Annotated in this window: 14 protein-coding genes and 1 tRNA gene; 12 read left to right on the top strand and 3 right to left on the bottom strand. The window is 71.6% G+C overall.

The genetic code is table 11. The features are described 5' to 3' along the window. Nucleotides 1-9 precede the first annotated feature (9 nt). Entirely contained in the window at nt 10-2,463 is a 2,454-nt protein-coding gene (locus tag QOM21_RS16795; protein ID WP_407550983.1) for a DEAD/DEAH box helicase, read from the bottom strand. A 160-nt stretch (nt 2,464-2,623) separates the two neighbouring features. On the opposite strand from QOM21_RS16795, the gene bldG reads away from it, so the two are divergent. The 7 genes from bldG to QOM21_RS16760 all read left to right on the top strand — a co-directional run bounded on the left by bldG (nt 2,624) and on the right by QOM21_RS16760 (nt 10,095). After that, entirely contained in the window at nt 2,624-2,965 is a 342-nt protein-coding gene (gene bldG / locus QOM21_RS16790; protein ID WP_004571875.1) for an anti-sigma factor antagonist BldG, read from the top strand. Nucleotides 2,966-3,075: 110 nt separating this feature from the next. After that, nucleotides 3,076-3,522, top strand: a complete 447-nt coding sequence (locus tag QOM21_RS16785; protein WP_407550981.1) for an ATP-binding protein — start codon at nt 3,076-3,078, stop codon at nt 3,520-3,522. An 894-nt stretch (nt 3,523-4,416) separates the two neighbouring features. After that, on the top strand, nt 4,417-6,822 hold the full coding sequence (locus tag QOM21_RS16780; protein ID WP_407550979.1) for a sodium-translocating pyrophosphatase: 2,406 nt from the start codon (nt 4,417-4,419) through the stop codon (nt 6,820-6,822). A 205-nt stretch (nt 6,823-7,027) separates the two neighbouring features. Continuing rightward, nucleotides 7,028-7,612 (top strand): small secreted protein, encoded by a 585-nt coding sequence (locus QOM21_RS16775; protein ID WP_393896529.1) that lies wholly within the window; start codon nt 7,028-7,030, stop codon nt 7,610-7,612. Between the two features lie 105 nt (nt 7,613-7,717). Then, entirely contained in the window at nt 7,718-9,256 is a 1,539-nt protein-coding gene (locus QOM21_RS16770) for a methyltransferase (protein WP_407550977.1), read from the top strand. 66 nt (nt 9,257-9,322) lie between these two features. Further along, complete coding sequence (locus QOM21_RS16765; protein ID WP_407550975.1) at nt 9,323-9,520, top strand: hypothetical protein; 198 nt, start codon at nt 9,323-9,325, stop codon at nt 9,518-9,520. A gap of 170 nt (nt 9,521-9,690) precedes the next feature. Further along, nucleotides 9,691-10,095, top strand: coding sequence for a hypothetical protein (locus tag QOM21_RS16760; RefSeq protein ID WP_407550974.1), 405 nt, complete (start codon nt 9,691-9,693; stop codon nt 10,093-10,095). Nucleotides 10,096-10,125: 30 nt separating this feature from the next. Here the strand turns inward: QOM21_RS16760 and QOM21_RS16755 are convergent, their stop codons facing one another. After that, nucleotides 10,126-10,509: a DUF2752 domain-containing protein gene (locus QOM21_RS16755; RefSeq protein WP_407555702.1), complete on the bottom strand. Its 384-nt coding sequence runs from the start codon at nt 10,507-10,509 to the stop codon at nt 10,126-10,128. Between the two features lie 116 nt (nt 10,510-10,625). After that, entirely contained in the window at nt 10,626-11,249 is a 624-nt protein-coding gene (locus tag QOM21_RS16750) for a hypothetical protein (protein WP_407550972.1), read from the bottom strand. Between the two features lie 478 nt (nt 11,250-11,727). On the opposite strand from QOM21_RS16750, the gene topA reads away from it, so the two are divergent. From topA to QOM21_RS16725, 5 genes are all read left to right on the top strand, one after another. Further along, nucleotides 11,728-14,574, top strand: coding sequence for a type I DNA topoisomerase (topA, locus tag QOM21_RS16745; protein WP_407550970.1), 2,847 nt, complete (start codon nt 11,728-11,730; stop codon nt 14,572-14,574). A gap of 142 nt (nt 14,575-14,716) precedes the next feature. Continuing rightward, entirely contained in the window at nt 14,717-18,028 is a 3,312-nt protein-coding gene (tmk, locus tag QOM21_RS16740) for a dTMP kinase (protein WP_407550968.1), read from the top strand. Nucleotides 18,029-18,330: 302 nt separating this feature from the next. Next, nucleotides 18,331-19,572 (top strand): DNA polymerase III subunit delta', encoded by a 1,242-nt coding sequence (locus QOM21_RS16735; RefSeq protein WP_407555701.1) that lies wholly within the window; start codon nt 18,331-18,333, stop codon nt 19,570-19,572. A 144-nt stretch (nt 19,573-19,716) separates the two neighbouring features. Continuing rightward, complete coding sequence (locus tag QOM21_RS16730; protein ID WP_407550966.1) at nt 19,717-21,315, top strand: alpha/beta hydrolase; 1,599 nt, start codon at nt 19,717-19,719, stop codon at nt 21,313-21,315. A gap of 90 nt (nt 21,316-21,405) precedes the next feature. After that, nucleotides 21,406-21,479, top strand: a tRNA-Thr gene (locus QOM21_RS16725). Nucleotides 21,480-22,232 lie beyond the last annotated feature (753 nt).

Here is a 22,232-nt window from a genome sequence, read left to right as displayed (position 1 = left end):
AGAGCGCCCCTACGCCTGCGGCTCCTCAGGCGCTTCCACCGCCCCCGCATCCCCAGCCTCCGTCGCCCCGTTCGGCTCCTTCTCCTCGTCCCGCTCCTTCGGCGTCTCCGCCGGAGCTCCTCGGAGGAGTTCGCCGAGGAGGCGGATCGCTCCTCGCTTGTGGAGGGGGTCGTTGCCGTTGCCGCACTTGGGGGACTGGATGCAGGAGGGGCAGCCGGCGTCGCATTCGCAGGAGGCGATGGCCTGGCGGGTGGCCGTCAGCCAGTCGGCGGCGGTGTGGAAGGCGCGTTCGGCGAAGCCGGCGCCGCCCGGGTGGCCGTCGTAGACGAAGACGGTCGGAAGGAGAGTGTCCGGGTGCAGGGGGATGGAGACGCCGCCGATGTCCCAGCGATCACAGGTGGCGAAGAGCGGCAGCATGCCGATGGAAGCGTGCTCGGCGGCATGCAGGGCGCCGCCCAGTTGCTCGGGATTGACCCGGGCGGCGTCGAGTTGGTCCTCGGTGACCGTCCACCACACCGCCCGGGTGCGCAGCGTCCGCGGGGGCAGGTCCAGCTTGGTCTCGCCCAGGACCTCGCCGGTGATCAGCTTGCGGCGAAGGAAGGAGACGACCTGATTGGTGACCTCGACGGAGCCGAAGCACAGCCGGGCGTCGCCCCAGGGGATCTCGGTGTCGGTTTCGAGGATGGAGATGGCGGTGGTGTCGCGGGCGGTCGTCGAATAGGGGGGATTGGCTTCCTCGACGAGGGCGACGTCGTCCTCCAGGTCGAGCTGCTTGACGACGTACGTACGGCCCTGGTGGAGGTGGACGGCGCCGTCGTGGACGGTGGTGTGCGCCGCGCCGGCGTCCACGGTGCCCAGCAGCCGCCCCGTGCCGGCCTCGACGATCTGCACCGGCGAGCCGCCCTGGCCGCGGATGTCGGCGAGGTCGGCGGCCCGCTCGCGGCGGGTCCAGTGCCAGGCCGTGGCGCGGCGGCGCAGCAGGCTCGCTGCCTCCAGCTGCGGCATCAGCCCGGCGGCCGCGGGCCCGAAGAGCGGGAAGTCGGCTTCGGTGAGCGGGATTTCCGCTGCGGCGGCGCACAGGTGCGGCGCGAGCACGTAGGGGTTGTCCGGGTCCAGGACGGTGGACTCGACGGGCTGGTCGAAGAGCGCCTCGGGGTGGTGAACGAGAAAGGTGTCCAGCGGATCGTCACGGGCCACCAGGATGGCGAGAGCCCCCTGGCCGGAGCGGCCCGCGCGTCCGGCCTGCTGCCACAGCGAGGCGCGGGTTCCGGGATAGCCGGCGATGACCACGGCGTCGAGGCCGGAGACGTCCACGCCCAGTTCGAGCGCCGTGGTGGCGGCCAGGCCGAGGAGATCGCCGTTGTGCAGCGCGCGTTCGAGGGCGCGCCGCTCCTCGGGCAGATAGCCGCCGCGGTAGGCGGCGACCCGGGCCGGCAGCGAACGGTCCACCTCCCGGAGCCGTTCCTGCGCGATCAGGGCGATCAGTTCCGCACCGCGCCGGGAGCGTACGAAGGCGACGGTGCGCACGCCCTGGACGGCGAGGTCGGTGAGCAGGTCCGCGGTCTCCGCGGTGGCGGTGCGGCGGACGGGCGCGCCCTGTTCGCCGTGCAGCTCGGTCAGCGGAGGCTCCCAGAGTGCGAATACCAGCTCGCCGCGTGGCGACGTGTCTTCCGTGATCTCCACCACGGGCAGACCGGTGAGCCGGGTGGCGGCCTCGGCCGGTTTCGCTGCGGTGGCGGAGGCGAGCAGGAAGACCGGGTCGGAGCCGTAGCGGGCGCAGATGCGGCGAAGCCGGCGGATGATCTGCGCGACGTGGGAGCCGAAGACGCCCCGGTAGGAATGGCATTCGTCGATGACGACGTAGCGCAGCGCCCGCAGGAAGGACGACCAGCGATGGTGGGCCGGAAGGATGCCGCGGTGCAGCATGTCGGGGTTGGTCAGCACGTAGTTGCCGTACTGGCGGACCCATTCGCGTTCCTCGACGGGGGTGTCGCCGTCGTAGACCGCGGGCCGGATGGCCGAGCCGAGCGGAGCCGCGATCTCCCGGACGGCGCGCCTCTGGTCGGCGGCCAGCGCCTTGGTGGGGGCGAGGTACAGGGCTGTCGCGCCGCGCCCGTTCGGCGCCTCGGAGCCGTCCAGGAGCGTCGAGAGGACCGGCGCGAGATAGGCCAGGGACTTGCCCGAGGCGGTGCCGGTGGCGACGACGACCGACTCGCCGCGCAGCGCGTGTTCGGATGTCCGTGCCTGGTGAGCCCAGGGACGCTCGATTCCGGCCGAATGAATGGCGGCGATCACTTCCGGCCGGATCTGTTCGGGCCAGTCGGCATGGCTGCCGATCCTCGGGGGCAAGTGCTCCGTATGAGTGATGCGTTCAGCGCGGGTCGCTCCCCGGGCGAGACGGTCGAGAATCATGCCCGGGGTGGGTCTCGTGCCCGCGTCCGGCGGGCGTTGATTGGAGGCCATCGGCACCGAGTGTGTCACCGGAGTGACGGACAATGCTCACAAGGCGTCGTGCGCGCCTGCTGGTAAGTGATTGAATGCCATCGCGGCTGCCGATCCGCCCCCACCATGGTGGGGAGGCCCCAGGGGGGCGACCGCTCGATAGCAAGGTGCTGGAGGATCCGTGGACCTGTCCCTGTCGACCCGGACCGTTGGCGACCGTACGGTCGTCGAGGTCGGTGGCGAGATTGATGTATACACCGCGCCCAAGCTGCGTGAGCAGCTGGTCGAGCTTGTGAACGACGGAAGCTACCACCTCGTGGTGGACATGGAACGTGTCGACTTCCTCGACTCCACTGGGCTCGGCGTACTGGTCGGTGGGCTGAAGCGTGTGCGTGCCCATGAGGGCTCGCTGCGCCTGGTCTGCAACCAGGAGCGCATTCTCAAGATCTTCCGTATTACCGGTCTGACCAAGGTGTTCCCGATTCACACCTCGGTCGACGAAGCCGTCGCAGCCACTGACTGACGACTTCGCGGTACCCCGCGCCGCTCGGCGCGGGGATGGAAGTAGTGGGGGGTTCCGGACGTAGCGGTCCGGCCCCCTGCGTTGCACGCCCGCATATCGAGGGGGATGGCATGGCCACCGTCGAACTACGCTTCAGCGCCCTTCCCGAGCACGTCCGGACCGCTCGGCTGGTCGCGGCTGCCGTGGCGAGGCGTGCCGGTGTCGACGAGGCCGTGCTCGACGAGGTGCGCCTCGCCGTCGGTGAGGCGTGCAGCCGGGCTGTGGGGCTGCACTCCAGCAACGACATCGGCGATCCCGTGTGGGTTCTGTTGATCGAGGACGAGAAGAAGTTCTCGATCGAGGTGGGCGACGGCGTGCCCGGCGGTTCCGGCGCGGCCGGAGCGGGCGGGGACGGCGCCGACTACGACGGCGCCGGCGAGAGCGATGCCGAAGGCGAGGACGAGATGGGCCTCGCGGTCATCAGCGGCCTGGTCGACGATGTCGAGGTGACCTCCGGTGAAAGCGGCGGAGTGATCCGGATGAGCTGGCCCACCGCGGCGGCACCGGTACTGCCCTAGCGCCCGAGCACTGCTCCCCCGGTTGGGCCGCCCTACCCGCGAGCCCTGCCCCCCGGTTACACCGCCCCTCCGCGAGGGCGGCTCCCCTGACTGGCTGCTGCCCCGCGACCCGCCTCCGCGAGGCGCGCCTCCCAGGGAAGCTCCACCGTTCCCACGAGACGCCCAGCGGCAACCTCCCGTCTCGGCCCGCGACCACGGGGCCATGGACCGCCGTAAGCCTCGGCAGGTGGCCCCCGCACGTACGACTCCACCTCGTAGGCCGCCCCGCAGGTAATGGCGCCCCGCAGGCTCGCCGGCCGCCTCAGCGCGCCTCGCAGCGCCCCGCCGGCACACCCCAGGGCTCACCCGCCGCCTCACCCGGTTCTCATCGCCCTGCGACCACCGTGCCGCGTCGCGCGCACCCGTGAGCCATCCGGCTCGGACCGCATGCAGTCCGTGTCCCCCTGCCACGCCTCCCGGACCAGGCGCCTGCCCCCGACATCGGCGCTCCCGGGGAGGACGTGTGTTCCGATCAGGACTCGATCTGACGTTTGCTCAGCATCGTCCGGGAGCCGCGCTCGACGAGCCCGTCACCCGTTCGGCGGTAGTGGACCGGACCGGTTCCCCGGGGCGCCGCGCCGGGCACCGGAGGGCGCGGTTCCCCCTGCGACGGCTTTGAGCAGCGACGATCAGTAGGACATCGAGATCATCGGCCCGTGGTCAGCGAATTTGCCGCTTTCCGTCGTCCGGGCGAATTCTGCGGGCGTCATCCTTTTGATCTTCCCGGCTGCGGCCGAATTCCCTTTGACGCGTACTGTTTTGATCTCGTGCGGCTCCCTACAATCCGTCCACATCTTGCTCAGGACGCCTGAGCGTGCTTCCGCGCGCCCATGTGCCAAACGTCAAGGAGGACGAATGGCGGGGCCTTATACCCCTCAGTTGCTGGACACCCCCTCTCTTCTGGCCGAACCGTCGCTGACGTCGGGCAACCGCACGCTGGTCGTGGTGATCGCCGTCGTCGCCCTGGCGGCACTGGCCGTCGCGGCGGTGCTGGTGCGTCAAGTCCTCGCGTACGGCGAGGGAACCGACAGTATGAAGAAGATCGCGGCGGCGGTGCAGGAAGGCGCGAACGCCTACCTGGCACGGCAGTTGCGGACTCTCGGCGTATTCGCCGTCGTGGTGTTCTTCCTGCTCATGCTGCTGCCCGCGGACGATTGGGCGCAGCGCGCGGGTCGCAGTGTCTTTTTCTTGATCGGCGCCGCATTCTCCGCGGCCACCGGCTATATCGGCATGTGGCTCGCCGTGCGCAGCAATGTGCGTGTGGCGGCGGCTGCCCGGGAAGCCACGCCGGCCGAGGGCGATACCCAGAAAAGGGATCTCACCGCCGTCTCGCACACGGCGATGAAGATCGCATTTCGTACCGGCGGCGTCGTCGGCATGTTCACGGTGGGGCTCGGCCTGCTGGGCGCCTCCTGTGTGGTGCTCGTTTACGCCGTTGACGCGCCCAAGGTGCTGGAGGGCTTCGGTCTCGGCGCCGCGCTGATCGCGATGTTCATGAGGGTCGGCGGCGGCATCTTCACCAAGGCCGCGGATGTCGGCGCCGACCTCGTCGGCAAGGTCGAGCAGGGCATCCCCGAGGACGACCCGCGCAACGCCGCGACCATCGCGGACAACGTGGGCGACAACGTCGGCGACTGCGCCGGTATGGCCGCCGACCTCTTCGAGTCGTACGCCGTGACGCTGGTCGCCGCGCTCATTCTGGGCACCGCGGCCTTCGGCGACGCCGGTCTGGCGTTCCCGCTGCTGGTCCCGGCGATCGGCGTGCTCACCGCGATGGTCGGCATCTTCGTCGTGGCGCCCCGGCGCTCCGACCGCAGCGGAATGACCGCCATCAACCGCGGCTTCTTCATCTCGGCGGGCATCTCGCTGGTCCTGGTGGCCATCGCGGTGTACGTCTACCTGCCGTCCCGGTACGCGGACCTGTCCGGCGTCACCGACACGGCGATCCTGGACCACAGCGGGGATCCGCGGGTCCTCGCCGTGGTGGCGGTCGCCATCGGCATCGTGCTCGCCGCGCTGATCCAGCAGCTGACCGGGTACTTCACCGAGACCACCCGGCGGCCCGTGCAGGACATCGGGAAGACCTCGCTGACCGGCCCGGCCACCGTCGTCCTCTCCGGAATCTCGATCGGTCTGGAGTCGGCGGTCTACTCCGGTGTGCTGATCGCCCTCGGCGTCTACGGGGCGTTCCTGCTCGGCGGCACGTCCATCATGCTCGCGCTGTTCGCGGTGGCACTGGCCGGCACCGGTCTGCTCACCACCGTCGGCGTGATCGTGGCGATGGACACCTTCGGTCCGGTCTCCGACAACGCCCAGGGCATCGCCGAGATGTCCGGCGATGTCACCGGCGACGGCGCCCAGGTCCTCACCGACCTCGACGCGGTCGGCAACACCACCAAGGCCATCACCAAGGGCATCGCCATCGCCACGGCGGTGCTGGCGGCTGCCGCGCTGTTCGGCTCCTACCGGGACGCGATCGCCACGGCCGTGCAGGAAGTGGGCGACGCCGCGACCGGGCTGGGTCTGAGCCTGGACATCTCGCAGCCCAACAACCTCGTCGGACTGGTCCTCGGTGCCTCGGTCGTCTTCCTCTTCTCGGGGCTGGCGATCAACGCGGTGTCGCGGTCCGCGGGCGCGGTGGTCTTCGAGGTCCGCCGGCAGTTCCGGGAGCACCCCGGGATCATGGACTACTCCGAGCAGCCGGAGTACGGCCGCGTCGTCGACATCTGCACCAAGGACGCGCTGCGCGAGCTCGCGACCCCGGGGCTGCTCGCGGTGCTCACACCGATCGCGGTCGGCTTCTCGCTCGGTGTCGGGGCGCTCGGCTCGTTCCTCGCCGGCGCGATCGGCACCGGCACCCTGATGGCGGTCTTCCTCGCCAACTCCGGTGGCGCGTGGGACAACGCCAAGAAGCTGGTCGAGGACGGCCACCACGGTGGCAAGGGCAGCGAGGCGCACGCCGCGACGGTCATCGGCGACACGGTGGGCGACCCGTTCAAGGACACCGCGGGCCCCGCGATCAACCCGCTGCTGAAGGTGATGAACCTGGTGGCGCTGCTGATCGCCCCCGCGGTCGTCAAGTTCAGCTACGGCGAGGACAAGAACGTCGGCGTGCGGATCGTGGTCTCGCTGCTCGCGATCGGAGTCATCGTCGGGGCGGTGTACGTCTCCAAGCGGCGTGGAATCGCCGTGGGTGACGAAGGCAACTCCGCGGCCTCCGACAAGGCGGCCAAGTCGGCGGAGACGGCCGTGGCGTCCTAGCCCAGGAACGCTCACGAACCGCTCAACGGGCGGGTGGACGGCGCATTTTGCGGGCGCCGGTCACCCGCCCTCGTCGTGCTCGGGTGGCCCTGTACTCCTTGGTGCAAATGGCTGCAATGAGGGGCGGGCGGGCTGCCCGACCCATGGCCCAGGCCCTTTCGGCGTGTATGTTCCGGGGCCGAGAGCCATGGAAGGGACCAATCCGGTGAACAAGAAGCTTGTGGCTGCACTGTCCGGCGGTGCGGCACTGGTGCTCGCGCTGACCGGCTGCAGCGACGACAGCAACAAGAAGCTCGACGACTGGGCCAAGTCGTTCTGCGACCCTGCGCAGGCCCAGTTCAAGCAGATCCAGGACGCCAACGCCGCCATGCAGACGGCCGATGACGGCAACACGGACTCCAAGAAGGTCCAGCAGACGGACTCGGCGGCCTTCCAGAAGATCTCCGATGCCTACGCCTCGCTGGCCAAGTCCCTCGAAAAGGCGGGACCCCCGCCCAGCGACGGCGGCGAACAGGCCCAGAAGAACGCGGTCAACGAACTCAACTCTCTCTCCAAGGGATACGCGGACCTCAAGAAGCAGGTCGATGCCCTGAACACCTCGGACAAGCTCAAGTTCGCGGACGGCCTGCGGAGCCTCTCCAACGGCATCAACAAGCTCAACCAGCAGAGCGAGGAAGCCTTCAAGAACCTCGAATCCGGCGACGTCGGCAAGGCGATGGCCAATCAGGAGGGCTGCCAGAGCCAGGCGGCCACCGGCAACCCGTCCGCCTCGCCGTCCAAGAAGTCGTAGCGGAAGGGGCAGCCACCAGCTGACGCACGGCCCGGCCGCCACGCCCGAGAGGGCCGTGGCGCCGGGCCGTCGCGGATTGTCAGCGGTAGGGCTGACAATGGGGGTGTGAGTACGCACCTCCCCACCGCAGATGCCCAGGACCCCGAGAGCAGCGCCCGCACCGACCGGCTGCGCGAGGCACTGCTGGCCGCCGCCTTCACCGCCGACGGTCTGCTCGACCTGCTCGGCGCGCCCGCCTATGCCGCGCTGGCCCGCAGTGAGACCGTCCCCGCGCTGCGCAGGACGGGCGGCGACGGGCCGCTGGAGACCCTGGTGCGGCTGTTTCTGTTGCAGCGTCCGGTGGAGCTGCGGCGCGCACGGGCCGCGCTGCCCGTGGACGACTGCCTCGCCGACGGATGGCTGGTGCAGGACGGCGACGAGGTGCGCGCCGCCGTGGACGTCCGCCCCTACAGCGGTCCCGAGGGCCAGGACTGGTGGATCGTCTCCGACCTCGGCTGCGCGGTCGGCGGCGCCGGCGGCATCCAGGGCGCCGGCGGAGTGGACCGCTCGCAGCTGGTGCTCGGGGTGGGCGGCGCGTCGACGACCCTCGCGGGCATCACGGTGCGCAAGCCCGTGGGCAAGGCGCTCGACCTCGGCACGGGCTCCGGTATCCAGGCGCTGCACGCCGCTCAGCACGCCACGAGTGTCACGGCCACCGACCTCAACCCCCGTGCCCTGCGCATCGCCGCGCTGACGCTGGCGCTCTCCGGGGCGCAGCCGGCCGACCTGCGGGAGGGCTCGCTGTTCGAGCCGGTCGACGGCGAGACGTACGACCTGATCGTGTCCAACCCGCCCTTCGTCATCTCGCCGGGCGCCCGCCTGACCTACCGGGACGGCGGGATGGGCGGCGACGACCTCTGCCGCACCCTGGTCCAGCAGTCCGCGGCGTATCTGAACGACGGCGGATACTGCCAGCTGCTGGCCAACTGGCAGCACGTGGAGGGCGAGGACTGGCGCGACCGGCTGCGGTCGTGGGTGCCGAGCGGATGCGACGCGTGGATCGTGCAGCGCGAGGTGCAGGACGTCACCCAGTACGCCGAGCTCTGGCTGCGGGACGGCGGCGACCACCGCGCCGCCGACGACGCCTACGCCGCGCGGTACGGCGCCTGGCTCGACGAATTCGAGGCGCGCAAGACCAAGGCGGTCGGCTTCGGCTGGATCACGCTGCGCAAGTCCGGCTCGGACACCCCGTCCGTCACGGTCGAGGAATGGCCGCATCCGGTCGAACAGCCGCTGGGGGACCGCGTCGTGGGGCACTTCGACCGCCAGGACTATCTGCGGTCGACGGATGACGCGGCGCTGCTGGCCGGGCACTTCCGGCTGGCCGGCGAAGTGGTCCAGGAGCAGGTCGGGCTGCCCGGGGCGGAGGACCCCGAGCATGTGGTGCTGCGTCAGAACCGCGGTATGCGGCGGGCCACCAAGGTGGACACCGTCGGCGCGGGGTTCGCCGGTGTGTGTGACGGCTCGCTGCCGGCCGGCCGCATCCTGGACGCCATCGCCCAACTCGTCGGCGAGGATCCGGTTCTCCTGCGGGACCGCACGCCGGAGGCGATCCGGATGCTCGTCGAGCAGGGATTCCTGGATCCGGTGGACCAGGCGGGCTGAGGGCCGTACGGGGGTCGTTCACCCGGCGTTCGCCCGGCCGCCGTCCCGGGGTGCCACGCTGCCCGCATGGAGAGTGGACCCGAGGTCTTCGCCGGCGCGGCCTTCGCCCTGTTCGGCACGGCACTGCTGGTGTGGACGGGCGTCAGCGCACGCATCGGCTCACCGGTCGCCGACGGCGTCAGCCGGCCGGTGGGCGCCGTGGTCGCGGTGCTCTTCGGGGCACTGTTCACGGCCACGGGCTGCTGGCTGCTGCTGTCGCTGTAGCGGCCGGGTGACGGCTGGGCGTCGCGCCCGCAAGGCGCGGGCGCGGCGGTTCACTTCCGGCCAGTTCTCACCCGAGTGGCCTGCGCGCGAGGGTAGGACGGAACCTTCGTGTGGCATCAGCCGTGTTTCTCACTGAAGGTCACATCATGTCCATCAGTGAGGATCTCCGCATGAACCGTGCACTGCGCTACGTCGCCGTCGGCGCGATCGCCGTCTCCCTGCTCGCGGGCGGGTCGGCCGCCGCCTTCGCCGCACCCGCCGACCTCCACTCGCCGAAGCCGATCGCCGCCACCGCGCCCGCCGCCGCATCGCTGACGGCCAAGGCGAGCGCGACCACGGTCAACGCCTGGCAGGAGTTCCGGATCTCCGGCATCGCCAAGGGCATCGCCGCCGGCACGAAGGTCACGGTGCAGCAGAAGCAGGGCACCAAGTGGGTCGCCCTGCCCGCGCAGACCCCGGTCAACGCCACCGGCGGGTACGCGGTGCGGGTGAAGCTCGGGCTCAAGGGCGTCAACCAGCTGCGTATCGCCGGCGGCAATGCCGTCTCACCGGCGGTCGCGGTCACCGTCCGCTGACGACCGTCCGGGGTCCGCGGCTCCCGGACGTCAGCCGACGAGGTTGCGGGTGACCATCCACACCGCGGCGACGCCCAGCACGACGGCGTTGCCGCGGGCGGTCAGCCGTGGCCGGAACCGCATCCCGCGGAGCCCGGCGCCGAGCCACCGCGCCAGGAGGTAGCCGGCGGCCGGCACACCGAGGACGAGCAGCACGGCGTTGTCGTGGAAGGCCGCCAGGACATCGCCGTGCATCAGGTCGTAGGCCATCCGGGTGCCGCCGCACGCCGGGCAGAGCAGGCCGGTGGCCCATTTGAACGGGCAGGGGAGCAGCAACTGCCCGGGTTGGTGCGGATTGGTGTGCCAGAGGTAGACGGCACCCAGCGCGCCGACGCCGAGGGCGACCGACGCGTTGCGGATGGTGCGCGTCCGGATCGACCAGGCGGTGGGGCCCACCGGCTCGATGGGCCCCACCGGGCCCAGGGAGGCGCCGGGCGGCCCGGGCTCGCCGCGGTCCTCGGGGCTTCCGGGGCTGGTGGGCTCGCCGGTGCTCACACGCTCAACGACCTGGCGTAGTTGACCTGATTGAGCACGAACATGACCTGCTCACGCGACTGCACGGGGATCATCGTCGAGTGGTGGCGGCCACCGCTGTTCACCGTCACCTGCACGAAGCCGGTCGTGACGCGCTCCTTCATCAGAAGGAAGAGCAGACCGAGCAGACAGAAGAGGAAGAAGACGATGGCGAGCACGACCGCGTGCGCCGGGATCTTCTCCTCGGTCCGCGACATGTCGGTGGCCGTCCAGATGGCGCCCCTGAGCGGCATCGGACCGGCCGGCGTCATGATCGTGTCGCCCGTCACGGCGATGTCGCCGAGCGAGAGCGACATACCCGTGGCGGCCCCTGCGGGCTGCTGACCCGGGAAGCCCCCCATGCCCGGCTGCGCCCCGGCGTTCGGCGCGAAGTCGGGCGCGGGCGGCTGCTGCGCCGCGCCGCCGGGGTAGCCGTAGCCGGGCTGGGGCTGCGGGGCGGCCTGCGGGTAGCCGTATCCGGGCTCTCCGGGAACGCCGCCCTGCGGGTAGCCGTAACCGGCGTCGGCGGGCTGACCCGGCGGCTTGGTGTACGGGTTCTGGTCGGGCTGTTCCTGCGGCGGGCCGGGGTACTGGTTCGCCATGTGTGATCTGACCCCCGAGAGTGCGTGATGACGGCAGTCCTCGGCTCCAGAGATGAGCCGTGCCGCGACCATCCTGCCAGCCGCCTTCCGGGCCGTACCAAGGCATCGGCAGGATCCGGGGCAGCCTTGTGACAGTCGGTGGCTCCGCGGTGACCCCCGTGCCGGCGGCGCGCCGGGGTGGGCACCGTCACTGTGAGAGATCACCGACAGGCCGGGCGAGGGGGCGCGCGCGGGCGGACGGGCGATCGCCGGTCCGGCGGCGGAAGATCGCCGAGGGCCCGCGCCGAGCGCTCAGCGCGGTCCGGGCGGCATGAAGGCATGTAGTCGGGTTACCGTTCGAGTGGCGTTGCGGGGTTTTTCCGTTTGACACGGGGGCGGGAGGTACCGTCACACTCCGCAGCGTCAAGCGTCACCGCAGTGCGCCCCGGGCGTCCGGCCCGGGGGGTCCCACAAGCGTCGACCGGAGAGAAGAGCGAAGTTGTCCCCGACCAGCGAGACCGCAAGCGGCGGCCGCCGCCGACTCGTCATCGTCGAGTCGCCTGCCAAGGCGAAGACGATCAAGGGCTATCTCGGCCCGGGCTACGTGGTCGAGGCCAGCGTCGGGCACATCCGCGACCTCCCCAACGGCGCGGCAGAGGTCCCGGCGAAGTACAAGGGTGAGCCGTGGGCCCGCCTCGGTGTGAACGTCGATGCCGAGTTCCAGCCGATCTACGTCGTCAACAGTGACAAGAAGGACCAGGTCAAGAAGCTCAAGGAGCTGCTGGCCGAGTCCGACGAACTCTTCCTCGCCACAGATGAGGACCGCGAGGGCGAGGCCATCGCCTGGCACCTCCAGGAGATCCTCAAGCCCAAGGTCCCGGTCCACCGGATGGTCTTCCACGAGATCACCAAGGACGCGATCCGCGAGGCCGTCGAGAATCCGCGCGAGCTGAACCAGAAGCTGGTCGACGCCCAGGAGACCCGCCGCATCCTCGACCGTCTCTACGGCTACGAGGTTTCGCCGGTCCTGTGGAAGAAGGTCATGCCCCGGCTGTCGGCCGGCCGGGTGCAGTCCGTGGCGACCCGCCTCGTGGTCGAGCGGGAGCGCGAGCGCATCGCCTTCCGCTCCGCCGAGTACTGGGACCTCACCGGCACCTTCGCGACGGGCCGGGCGGGCGACACCACCGACCCCTCCACCCTCAACGCCCGGCTGACCACCGTCGACGGCCGCCGTATCGCGCAGGGTCGCGACTTCGGCTCCAACGGACAGCTCAAGAACGACGTGCTCCATCTGGACGAGGCGAACGCCCGCGCGCTCGCCGCCGCCCTGGAGAACACCGACTTCGCGGTGCGCTCGGTCGAGTCCAAGCCCTACCGCCGCTCGCCGTACGCACCGTTCCGTACGACGACGCTCCAGCAGGAGGCCAGCCGCAAGCTGGGCTTCGGCGCGAAGTCCACGATGCAGGTGGCGCAGAAGCTGTACGAGAACGGCTTCATCACCTATATGCGTACGGACTCCACCACGCTCTCGGACACCGCGGTCGCCGCGGCGCGGGCGCAGGTCACGCAGCTCTACGGCAGCGACTACCTGCCGGACAAGCCGCGTACCTACGCCGGCAAGGTGAAGAACGCGCAGGAGGCGCACGAGGCGATCCGCCCCTCGGGCGACCGCTTCCGCACCCCGGCCGAGACCGGTCTGAGCGGCGACCAGTTCCGGCTGTACGAGCTGATCTGGAAGCGGACCGTCGCCTCCCAGATGAAGGACGCGACCGGTAACTCCGTCACCGTCAAGATCGGTGGCCGGGCCGCCGACGGACGGGACGCCGAGTTCAGCGCGTCCGGCAAGACCATCACCTTCCACGGCTTCATGAAGGCCTACGTGGAAGGCGCCGACGACCCGAACGCCGAGCTGGACGACCGCGAGCGGCGGCTGCCGCAGGTCGCCGAGGGCGACGCGCTCTCCGCGCAGGAGATCACCGCCGACGGGCACGCCACCAAGCCCCCGGCCCGATACACCGAGGCCACGCTCGTCAAGGAGCTGGAAGAGCGCGAGATCGGCCGCCCGTCGACGTACGCGTCGATCATCGGCACGATCCTCGACCGCGGCTATGTCTTCAAGAAGGGCACCGCGCTCGTCCCGTCGTTCCTGTCGTTCGCCGTGGTCAACCTGCTGGAGAAGCACTTCGGCCGGCTCGTCGACTACGACTTCACCGCCAAGATGGAGGACGACCTCGACCGCATCGCGCGGGGCGAGGCGCAGTCCGTGCCGTGGCTGCGGCGCTTCTACTTCGGCGCGGGCGGCGAGGGTGACACCGTCGCGGCCGGTGCCGCCGACGCGGGCAACGGCGACGGCGACCACCTCGGCGGTCTGAAGGAGCTGGTCACGGACCTCGGGGCGATCGACGCCCGGGAGATCTCCTCCTTCCCCGTCAGCGACGACATCAAGCTGCGCGTCGGCCGCTACGGCCCGTACGTCGAGCGCGGGGAGAAGGACGCCGAAGGCCATCAGCGCGCCGACGTCCCCGACGACCTCGCGCCGGACGAGCTGACCGCGGAGTACGCGGAGGAGCTGCTGGCGAAGCCGAGCGGCGACTTCGAGCTGGGCATGGACCCGGAGAGCGGCCACCAGATCGTGGCGAAGGACGGCCGCTACGGCCCCTACGTCACCGAGATCCTGCCCGAGGGCACCCCGAAGACCGGGAAGAACGCGGTCAAGCCGCGTACCGCCTCGCTCTTCAAGTCGATGTCCCTGGACACCGTCACCCTGGCCGACGCGCTCAAGCTGATGTCGCTGCCGCGGGTCGTGGGCAAGGACGCCGAGGGCGTGGAGATCACCGCGCAGAACGGTCGCTACGGCCCGTACCTCAAGAAGGGCACCGACTCGCGCTCCCTGGAGAACGAGGAGCAGCTCTTCTCGATCACCGTCGACGAGGCGCTGGCGATCTACGCGCAGCCCAAGCAGCGCGGGCGGGCCGCCGCCAAGCCGCCGCTCAAGGAGCTGGGCACCGACCCGGTCAGCGAGAAGCCGGTGGTGGTCAAGGACGGCCGCTTCGGCGCGTACGTCACCGACGGCGAGACCAATGCCACGCTGCGGCGGGACGACGACGTCGAGACGATCACCGCCGAGCGCGGCTACGAACTGCTGGCGGAGAAGCGGGCCAAGGGGCCGGCGAAGAAGACCGCCAAGAAGGCGCCGGCGAAGAAGACCGCGGCGAAGAAGACCACGGCCAAGAAGACGACCGCCAAGAAGACCGCGGCGAAGAAGACCACGGCGAAGAAGACGACCGCCAAGAAGGCCACGGCCAAGACGGCGGCGGCGAAGAAGACGGCGGCCACCGAGGACTGAGCCGAGTCGGGCCGACGCCGTCGGCCTCGTCGGCGGCAGCGGTGCAGGACAAGGGCGGGCAAGGCGGACAGTGTTCCGTCGGGCCCGCCCGTTTGTTCGGGTGGGGCCCCGGGGGCGCTTGCGCTCCGGATAGGCTGGCCAGATGACGCGTGCCGAGCAGCCAACGGTCGTGACCCCCACTTCTGGCGCCCTAGCCGCGGATTCCCGCGAGCGCGCCGTGCGAGCCCTGCTCCGCTTCCCCCCACTGAAGCGGCTGTGGAGCGCCCAGTTTGTCGGGGGCATCGGCGATGCCCTGTCCATGCTTGTCCTGGTACTCCTCGCCCTCCAGGCGGCGCTGTACCAACCGCTGGGATCCGAGGCCGCATTCGGCGGTGGCTATCGGGGCGCAGCCCTCGCGGTCACCGTGGTCTTCGCGGCCCGGATGCTGGCGACGCTCCTCTTCGGGGCCGTCCTCCTGGGCCCGCTGTCCGCCCTCACGGCGCCCTCCGGGCCGCTGGACCGGCGCTGGACGATGATCGCCGCGGACGGTGTCCGGCTGGCGCTCCTGGTCATCGCGCCCCTGTGGATCGACTGGACCCCGGGCGACGCGCTGGCCATGCTGCTGGTCACGGTCTTCGTGGTCGGCGTCGCCGAACGCTTCTGGACGGTCGCACACGAGAGCGCGGCGCCCGGACTGCTGCCCACGCCGCCCCCCGAGGGCTCCGCCGTGCGACCGCTTCCGGACAACATGGACGCGCTGCGCCGACTCTCCCTGCGCACCATCTTCGTGTCCCTGCCCATCGCGGCCGCCGCGCTGGTCGTCGTCACGCTGGTCGGCAAGCTCCTGGGCCTCGGCATCGACTGGTTCGACGCCCACCAGGCCGCACTCGGGTCGTACGTCTCGGCGGGCCTGTTCGCCGCGTCGGTGTCGATCCTCTACTTCATCGAACTCCCCGGTGTGCAGACGCCGCGCCCGCGCTCCCCGCTGGAGGGACTGCGCCGGCCGAAGAAGGACAAGGCCGTCGACAAGGGCCGCACGGGCGCGATCCCGCTGCTGGTCCTCGCCTGTGCCGCGGTGGCCGCCGCGATCGCAGCGGCCGTCTCGCTCGCCGTTCTGCACGCCTACGACCTGTCCGGCGGTCCGGTCACCTTCGCGCTGCTGGTGCTCGCGCTGACCGGCGGAACGGTCGCCGGGATCCGTGGCGCCCACAAGGTCCTGCCCGCGCTCTCCCGGCGCCGGATGCTGGCCCTCGCGGTCGCCGTCACCGGCCTCGCGCTGCTGGCCATGGGGCTGGTCCCGGACCGCACGACGGTGCTGCTGCTCGCGCTGCTGGCCGGGCGCGGCGCGGGAATCGCGGCCAACACCGGCCACGTCCTGCTGGAGCAGGAGGCCGAGGAGTCCCGCGGCGCCCGCATCACCGCCCATCTGCACGCGGTCGTACGGCTCGCCGTCGCGCTGGCAGGCATCGCCGCGCCGCTGCTCGCCGCCGTCATCGGCCCGCACCGCATCGGCAGCGAGACCTACGGCTTCGTGCACGGCGGTGCCGCCTTCACCCTGATGCTGGTCGGCGCGCTGCTGCTGCCGGTCGCCGCCTGGGTGCTGGGCAAGACCGACGACCGGCAGGGCGTGACGCTGCGGCGTGATCTGCGCGAGGCGCTGCGTGGCGGCGACCCGAACCAGGCGCCCGCCGCCACCGGCTTCTTCATCGCCCTGGAGGGCGGCGACGGTGCCGGGAAGTCCACCCAGGTCGAGGCCCTCGCGGACTGGATCCGCAACAAGGGCCACGAGGTCGTGGTGACCCGCGAGCCGGGCGCCACCGCCATCGGCAAGCGACTGCGCTCGATCATCCTGGACGTCTCGACGTCCGGCCTCTCGGACCGGGCGGAGGCGCTGATGTTCGCCGCCGACCGTGCCGAGCACGTCAACAGCGTCATCCGGCCCGCGCTGGAGCGCGGCGCGATCGTCATCACCGACCGCTACATCGACTCCTCGGTCGCCTACCAGGGCGCCGGGCGCAACCTCGCGCCCACGGAGATCGCCCGCATCTCGCGCTGGGCCACCGACGGCCTCGTCCCGCATCTGACGGTGCTGCTGGACGTCTCGCCGGAGACCGCACGGGAACGCTTCACCGAGGCACCGGACCGGATGGAGTCCGAGCCCGCCGAGTTCCACGAGCGGGTACGGTCCGGCTTCCTGACCCTGGCCGCCGCCGACCCCGCGCGCTATCTGGTCGTGGACGCCGGGCAGGAGCCCGAGGCGGTCACGACCGCCGTACGGCACCGCCTCGACCAGATGCTGCCGCTGTCCGACGCCGAACTCACGGCGCAGACGGAGGCGCGTAAGGCCGCCGAGGAGGAAGCCCGCCGCAGGGCCGAGGAAGAGGCCGCGCGCAAGGCGGAGGAAGAGCGCCAGGAGCGCGAGCGCCAGGAGCAGCTCGCCAGGCTGCGGGCCGAGGAAGAGGAGCGCAGGCGCCGCGAGCTGGAGGAGGCCAAGGCACGGGAGGCCGCCCGCCAGGCGGAGGAGGCCCGGCTGCGCGCCGAGGAGGCCCGGCAGGCCGCGGAGGCGGAGCGCCAGCGGCGCGAGGCGGAGGAGCGGGCGCGCGAGGCCGAACAGGCGCGGCTGCGGAAGCAGGCCGAGGAAGAGGCGCGCCTGCGCCGTGAGGCCGAGGAGCGCCGGCTGGAGAAGCAGCGCAAGGCGGAGGCGGCGCTGCTGCGCGCCGAGCAGGCCCGGGTGGCCGCCGCCGAGGCCGCGGCCGCGGCGGACGCCAAGGCGGCTGCCGAAGCCGCTGCCGCCGCCGAGGCGGCCGATGCCCCCACCACGGAGACTCCGCTGCCGGATCTGCACAAGCGAACGGACCGCACGGACGACAGCGGCGAGGAGCCCTCGGGCGGAACGCCCACCGGCTTCGCCGCCGACTCCGGCTCCGACACCGAGCGGACGGAGTCGCTGCAGCGCCCCGAGGCGCCCGGCGCGGCCGATGAGACCACGGTGCTGCCGCCGGTCCGCGACACCCGGGGCGGCCCGGCCGCCGACGAGACGGCTGTCCTGCCGCAGCCCGGCTCCGGTCCCGATGCCGAGGAGACCAGCGTGCTGCCGCCCGTACGGGGCGGCGAGGAGCACGGCTACGGACGCGGCCACGCGCAGGACGCGCAGCACCCCGACCCGGCGGAGCGCGTACCGTCCTGGATGTTCCGGGCGGACGACACCCACGACGCGGCGGGGCGGCAGCAGCCCGGCACGGCGGAGTCGGGTGCCGAGCGGACCCGTGAACTCCCGCAGATCGACCCGGCGACGGGCCGTCCCGTGGAGCAGCCGCAGCGTGGCCGCCGCCGCCCCGAGTGGGCGGAGGAGACCCCGTTGGACGATCTGCCCACGCTCGCCGACGAACTCCTCGGCCCCCGGGGCGAGGAGGACGCGGACGGCGGAGCGGGCGGCGACGACCCGCGGCGCGGTCGCGGCGGGCGGCGCGGCTAGCGAACGCCCCGTGACACCACCGGCCGTGGCCGCAGCGCACATGCTGCGGCCACGGCCTTTCGGGTTGTCGGACACGCCGCGGCGGGGCCGCCGTCCGGCTCCCGGGATTCGTTTGTCAGCGGGTTGCACCAGAATGGGTCGCACGCGGCGCACCGCGAGGCATACGGGCAGGCCGGCGGGCATGGCCGGCGGTCGTGCGCAGCGGCGTGACGCGGCGCACGACGTACAGCACGCATCACGCGCAGGACATGCCGTACGCCATACGGGCGGCATGGAGCGACACGGACAGGACGGCGGCAGCGATGGCGGTATGGGACGACGTGGTCGGGCAGGACCAGGTGACCGAACGGCTTGCCGCGGCCGCGCGCGACGCCGACGCCATCGTGTCCGCCGACAGCGCCGTGGCCGCCGCACCGCGCGGTTCCCAGGCGCCGGACGAGCAGTCGGGTGCCTCCCAGATGACACACGCCTGGCTGTTCACGGGACCGCCCGGATCCGGCAGGTCCACCGCCGCCCGCGCCTTCGCCGCCGCACTGCAGTGCGTCAGCCCCGACCGCGCGCTCGGCGGAGCCCCCGGCTGCGGCTTCTGCGACGGCTGCCACACCGCCCTGGTCGGCACCCACGCCGATGTCGAGATCGTCCGGACGGACCTGCTGTCCATCGGCGTCAAGGAAACCCGTGATCTGGTCCGCCGCTCCTCCCTCTCCCCGGCCGGCGGCCGCTGGCAGGCGATCGTCCTGGAGGACGCCGACCGCCTCACCGAAGGCGCGGGCAACGTCCTGCTGAAGGCCATCGAGGAGCCCGCGCCCCGCACGGTCTGGCTGCTGTGCGCCCCCTCCATCGAGGACGTCCTGCCCACCATCCGCTCCCGCTGCCGCCTGCTGACCCTGCGCACCCCGCCGGTCAGCGCGGTCGCCGATGTCCTGGTCCGCCGGGACGGCATCCCGCCGGAGGCCGCCGCCCTCGCCGCGCGCGCCACCCAGGGGCACATCGGCCGGGCCCGCCGTCTGGCCACGGACGAGCGCGCCCGTGCCCGCCGCGCGGCGGTGCTCAAGCTGCCGCTGCGCATCGACGACATCGGCGGCTGCCTCAAGGCCGCCCAGGAGCTGATCGACGCCGCGGGGGAGGACGCCAAGCAGGTCGCGGAGGAGGTCGACACCAAGGAGACCGAGGAACTGCGTGCCGCGCTCGGCGCCGCCTCGGGCACGGGCGGGCGGCTGCCGCGCGGCACGGCCGGTGTCATGAAGGAACTCCAGGACAAGCAGAAGCGCCGCTCCACCAGGACCCAGCGCGACAGCCTCGACCTGGCCCTGATCGACCTGACCGGCTTCTACCGCGATGTGCTCGCCCTCCAGATGGGCGCCTCGGTGCCCATCGCCAACGACGAGGTCCGCGACAGCATCCAGCGGGTCGCCGGCAGCTCGACCCCGGAGCGCACGCTGCGCCGGATAGAAGCCGTGATCGCCTGCAGGGGCGCCCTGGACCGCAACGTCGCGCCGCTGCTCGCGGTCGAAGCCATGACCGCGGCTCTCCGCGCGGGCTGACCGCTCCCTCGCACCGCGCCCGCTCCGCCGCCCTCTCCATCCCCTCCCTACCGCCTCCTACCTCCCTTCCCACGCCTCCCCGTCGCCATCTCCGATGCCATCGCCGCCGAAGCCGAACCAGGTACCGAGACCGAGGGACCACCCATGGCCACCAGCCGTCCGCTCTGCACCATCGCCGCCGTCCTCGCGGCGACCGCCCTGCTGATCTCCGGCTGCTCGTCGGGGAGTTCCACCCCCGAATCGGAGGCGTCGCCCGGCCGCGGGTCGGAGGCCGGAGCGGGCCGTACCGACCCGGGCGGCGCCTCCGCGACGCTCGCCCCTCTCCCCACCGCCACTCCGGCCGGCCTCCGCCCGTACTACGACCAGAAGCTGAGCTGGCACGGATGCGGGGTCTCCGGCTTCGAGTGCGCCACGATGAAGGTGCCCCTGGACTACGGCGACCCCGGCGCGGGCACCGACCTCAAGATCGCGGTGGCGCGTAAGAAGGCCACCGGCCCGGGCAAGCGGATCGGCTCGCTGATGGTCAACCCGGGCGGACCCGGCGGCTCGGCGATCGACTACCTCCAGCAGTACGCGCCCCAGCCCGCGGCGGTCCGCGCGCGCTACGACATGGTGGCGATGGACCCGCGCGGCGTGGCTCGCAGCGAACCCGTCGAATGCCTCTCCGACAAGCAGATGGACAGCTACACCCAGACCGACCAGACCCCCGATTCCCAGGCCGAGGTCGGCAAGCTCACCCACGCCTACCGCGACTTCGCCGACGGCTGCCGATCCCGCTCCGGCAAGGTGCTCGGGCATGTCTCCACGGTCGAGGCGGCCCGCGACACCGACGTGCTGCGCGCGATCGTCGGCGACGAGAAGCTCAACTACGTCGGCGCCTCCTACGGCACCTTCCTCGGCGCGACGTACGCCGGCCTCTTCCCCTCCCGCTCCGGCCGCCTCGTCCTCGACGGCGCGATGAACCCGGCGCTGGACTCCCGCACGATCAACAATGACCAGACCGCCGGCTTCAACACGGCCTTCACCGCGTTCGCCGCGGACTGCGTGAAGCGCAGCGACTGCCCGCTCGGCACCAAGAGCGTCCAGGACGCCGGCAAGCAGCTCTCCGCCCTCTTCAAGAAGCTGGACGCGCACCCGGTCGCGACCGGCGAGGCCCGCCCGCTCACGGAGTCCCTCGCCACGACCGGCGTGATCGCCGCGATGTACGACGAAGGCGCCTGGTCCGTCCTGCGCGAATACCTCGCCCAGGCCAAGGGCGGCGACGGCCGCGGCCTGCTGATGCTGTCCGACAGCTACTACGAGCGCGACCCGGACGGCACCTACGCCAACCAGATGTACGCCAACGCCGCCGTCAACTGCCTCGACCTGCCGCCGGCCTTCACCACGACCCGGCAGGCCCGCGCGGCCATCCCCACCTTCCGCAAGACCTCCCCGGTCTTCGGCGACAACTTCGCCTGGGCCGCCCTGAACTGCGCCTACTGGCCGGTCAAGGCCACCGGCAAGCCCCACCGCATCGAGGCCAAGGGCGCCGACCCGATCGTCGTCGTCGGCACCACCCGCGACCCGGCCACCCCGTACGCCTGGGCCGAGGGCCTGGCCGACCAGCTCTCCAGCGCCACTCTCCTGACCTACGACGGCGACGGCCACACCGCCTACGGCCGCGGCAGCGACTGCATCGACACCGCGATCAACACCTACCTCCTGGAAGGCACCCCGCCCCCCAAGAACAAGCGCTGCGAGTGACCTGCGCCACACCCGCCGCCCACCCCTGACCAGCCCTTAAACCGGTGTCAAAGCACCCCCTGCCGATGTGTAGACTAGGCCGCGCACCACGCCGCCTTAGCTCAGTTGGCCAGAGCAACGCACTCGTAATGCGTAGGTCTCGGGTTCGAATCCCGAAGGCGGCTCCGTGGAAGCCCCAGGACTCACTCGCCGTGACCTGGGGCTTTTGCTTTGCTGGAGGTGGCGGCGGCGCTGAGCGCGGGCCGGGCGGCGGTGCCTACAGCCGGTCTGACTGATCCGGAAGTGCTGAAGGATCTCCATGATCGTGGTCATGCCGAGGCCCGAGGCGTTCAGCCGGCGCGTGGCCGAGTGGATGCCCGTATAGCAGCGAGAAGACGTCGACGTCGTGGTGCTCCTGCCGGAGCTGCCCGCTTGGTGGCTGCCCGGTGTCTCCGCCGATGGGGGCAGCCGCCATAGGCAGCAGCAGGGAACGACACTCGCAGGAGTCGGGGTCGTCGCGACCGTCCCCCTAGCACTGGTAGCCGCCCTCAACGAGCGCCGGCGACGAGCCGAAAGTGCAACGCTCGACGGGTACCGGCTCGCATGACCACCTGCGGCGGGGGCTGCCCCAGGCACCATCGGCTGGAGGCGCGCCGACCTGCATGCTCGCCCAGGTAGTGGTGGGTGCCGGTGGCTGTCACAGCCCGGATTCGGCGCTTGGCGCTTGGCCATTCCCGGACTGCACCAGGACGCGTGGAGGGCTGACGTCCAAGCCGCGGGGTGGCGCTGTGGGTCTCATCGCCGAACCGGCCCGTCCGGGTCGGCCTCGTCTCGTGGATTGGTGTCCGTGTCGTGCTGACGGGGGTGCATGGGTTCCCCCTGCAGAGGTCATCGGTGTGATCCCGGCGGATGGCCGGGGCGAGCGCGTTCGGTTCGGT

This window comes from Streptomyces sp. Pv4-95, assembly GCF_045782725.1.
Taxonomy (GTDB): domain Bacteria; phylum Actinomycetota; class Actinomycetes; order Streptomycetales; family Streptomycetaceae; genus Streptomyces.
This window is presented reverse-complemented; position numbering and strand designations above follow the sequence as displayed.

What these genes read in the sequence shown, in the direction of transcription:
- tmk (WP_407550968.1), top strand. Translation starts at nt 14,717, where the DNA reads ATGACGCGTGCCGAGCAGCCAACGGTCGTGACCCCCACTTCTGGCGCC.
- QOM21_RS16785 (WP_407550981.1), top strand. Translation starts at nt 3,076, where the DNA reads ATGGCCACCGTCGAACTACGCTTCAGCGCCCTTCCCGAGCACGTCCGG.
- QOM21_RS16730 (WP_407550966.1), top strand. Translation starts at nt 19,717, where the DNA reads ATGGCCACCAGCCGTCCGCTCTGCACCATCGCCGCCGTCCTCGCGGCG.
- QOM21_RS16750 (WP_407550972.1), bottom strand. Translation starts at nt 11,249, where the DNA reads ATGGCGAACCAGTACCCCGGCCCGCCGCAGGAACAGCCCGACCAGAAC.
- QOM21_RS16765 (WP_407550975.1), top strand. Translation starts at nt 9,323, where the DNA reads ATGGAGAGTGGACCCGAGGTCTTCGCCGGCGCGGCCTTCGCCCTGTTC.
- QOM21_RS16735 (WP_407555701.1), top strand. Translation starts at nt 18,331, where the DNA reads ATGGCGGTATGGGACGACGTGGTCGGGCAGGACCAGGTGACCGAACGG.
- QOM21_RS16760 (WP_407550974.1), top strand. Translation starts at nt 9,691, where the DNA reads ATGAACCGTGCACTGCGCTACGTCGCCGTCGGCGCGATCGCCGTCTCC.
- QOM21_RS16795 (WP_407550983.1), bottom strand. Translation starts at nt 2,463, where the DNA reads ATGGCCTCCAATCAACGCCCGCCGGACGCGGGCACGAGACCCACCCCG.
- QOM21_RS16780 (WP_407550979.1), top strand. Translation starts at nt 4,417, where the DNA reads ATGGCGGGGCCTTATACCCCTCAGTTGCTGGACACCCCCTCTCTTCTG.